Raw genomic sequence first — 2,419 nt, 5'->3', positions numbered from 1 at the left:
GCGGGAAGACCGAGGGCGACAGTCACGTCCCCAGTATCACCCCAGCCCTGCGGGCGGCCCGACCGGTGGGCGCGAGCGCCGGCGTCCCCCCACCGGGCCACTGCACCGCGGCGGCCCGACCGGTCGGCGCACGACCGTGCGGACGCCGCTCAGCCGGGCAGCTGGACCGGGCGGACGATGTCGGCGTAGAGCAGCAGCACCGACATGCCCACGAGGAGGATCGAGACGCCGTAGGCCAGCGGCATGGCCTTCGCGACGTCCACGGGCCCGGGGTCGGGGCGGCGGCGCAGCCTCCAGATCGCCTTCTTCAGGACCTCCCACAGCGCGCCGGCGATGTGGCCGCCGTCGAACGGCAGCAGCGGGATCAGGTTGAAGACGAACAGCGCGACGTTGAGGCCGGCCACGAGCGCGATCAGCCGGTAGGCGCGCTCGGCGAACTCGTCGCCGGGGATGATCGCCGGCCGCTGGTTCAGCTCCCCCGCGAGCCGCCCGATGCCGACGACGCCGATGGGGCCGTTCGGGTCGCGGGCCTCCGTCCCGAACGCGGCCTGCGCGACGTCGTACAGGCGCTGCGGCAGGCGCACGACGATCCCGGCGACCCCTTCGACCTGCTGCCCGACGACGCCGGGCACCGCGGTGACGGGCGAGCGCACCACGGCGATGCTCGGGGACACCCCGAGGAACCCGACGCGCTCGGTCGCGCCGGTCGGCTCGCCCGTGGCGGGGTCCAGCACAGCCCGGTCGGTCAGCAGCGGCGTGACGGTCAGCGCGACCCGCTGCCCGGCGCGCTCGACGACCACCGGCACGGGCTGCCCGCCGCGGCTGCGGATGCCGTCGGAGAGCTCCTGCCAGGTGCCGACCGGGCGGCCGGCGAAGGACACGACGCGGTCCCCCGGCCGCAGCCCGGCGGCGGCCGCGGGGGCGGTCGGGTCGCCGGGCCGGCACGTCGTGGCCGCGGTCCCCGCGGGCACGACGCAGGCCTGCACGCCCGAGAGCGTCGGCACGAGGCCGGGCTGGCCGATGCCGCTGACCGCGATCGCCGTCAGGACGAGCGCGAGCACGAGGTTGACCAGCGGGCCGCCGGCCATGATGACGATGCGCTGCAGCACCGGGCGGCGGTAGAACACCCGCTCCGCGTCGGCGGGGCCGACCTCCTCGGCGCTCGCGCGGCGCGCCTCGTCGGCCATCAGCGCCCAGCGGCCCGTCGACGTGGCGCGCAGGGTGCCCGGCGCGTCCCCGGCCTGCGGCGGGAACATGCCCACCATGCGGACGTAGCCGCCCAGGGGGATCGCCTTGAGCCCGTACTCGGTCTCCCCCCGCCGCCGCGAGACGAGCGTCGGCCCGAAGCCCACCATGTACTGGGTGACCTTCACGCCGAAGCGCTTGGCGGGCAGCAGGTGCCCGACCTCGTGCAGCGCGATGGACACGGCGACGCCGAGCGCCGCGACGAGGACGCCGACGACCAGCAGCAGGACGCTCACGCGCGCACCGCCGCGGCGCCGACGAGCTCGCGGGCCCGGGCCCGGGCCCAGTCCTCGGCGGCGAGGACGTCCTCGACGTCGCGCGGGTCGGCGTCGGGAGCGTGCTCGCCGACGATCCGCGCGAGCGTGTCGACGATGCCGGGGAAGGGCAGCCGGCCCGCGTGGAAGGCGGCCACGCACTCCTCGTTGGCGGCGTTCAGCGCGGCCGGCACGGTGGAGCCGCGGCGGCCGGCCTCGCGGGCCAGGTCGACGGCCGGGAACGCCGCGGCGTCCAGCGGCTCGAACTCCCACGCGGCCGCACGGGTCCAGTCGACGGGTGCGGTGGCGCCGGGCACGCGGTCGGGCCAGCCCAGCCCCAGGGCGATGGGCAGCCGCATGTCGGGCGGCGAGCACTGCGCCAGGGTCGAGCCGTCGGTGAACTCGACCATGGAGTGCACGACGGACTGCGGGTGGACGACCACCGCGATGCGGTCGTAGCCGATGCCGAAGAGCAGGTGCGCCTCGATCACCTCCAGGCCCTTGTTCACCAGGGTGGCGGAGTTGGTCGTCACGACGGGGCCCATCGTCCACGTCGGGTGCGCGAGGGCCTGCGCGGGGGTGACGCCGGCGAGCCGCTCGCGGCCCCACCCGCGGAAGGGACCGCCGCTGGCCGTCAGGACCAGCCGCGCGACCTCGGCCGCCGACCCGCCGCGCAGGCACTGCGCGAGCGCCGAGTGCTCGGAGTCGACGGGCACGAGCTGGCCGGGCGCCGCGGCGCGCGTCACGAGCGGCCCGCCCGCCACGAGCGACTCCTTGTTCGCGAGCGCGAGCGTGCGGCCCGCCGCGAGGGCGGCGAGCGTGGGCCGCAGCCCCACGGACCCCGTCATGCCGTTGAGGACGACGTCGCAGGGCCGGCCGGCGAGCTCGGCCGCGGCGCCGGGGCCCGCGAGGACCTCGGG

At 77.1% G+C, this 2,419-nt stretch carries 2 protein-coding genes; both read right to left on the bottom strand.

The genetic code is table 11. The annotated features are described in order from the left end of the window. Window positions 1–149: 149 nt before the first annotated feature. A complete protein-coding gene (locus GTR02_RS21315; RefSeq protein WP_166609474.1) occupies window positions 150–1,481 on the bottom strand; it encodes a site-2 protease family protein in 1,332 nt (443 codons plus the stop codon). After that, the coding region (dxr, locus tag GTR02_RS21310; protein WP_166609473.1) for a 1-deoxy-D-xylulose-5-phosphate reductoisomerase at window positions 1,478–2,419 on the bottom strand (942 nt) is incomplete at its 5' end. The genes GTR02_RS21315 and dxr, both read right to left, overlap by 4 nt.

Origin of the sequence: Kineococcus siccus, assembly GCF_009906795.1 — a bacterium.
GTDB classification, from domain to species: domain Bacteria; phylum Actinomycetota; class Actinomycetes; order Actinomycetales; family Kineococcaceae; genus Kineococcus; species Kineococcus siccus.
The sequence above is the reverse complement of the archived record's forward strand: the minus strand, read 5'-3'. Positions and strand labels throughout refer to the sequence as shown.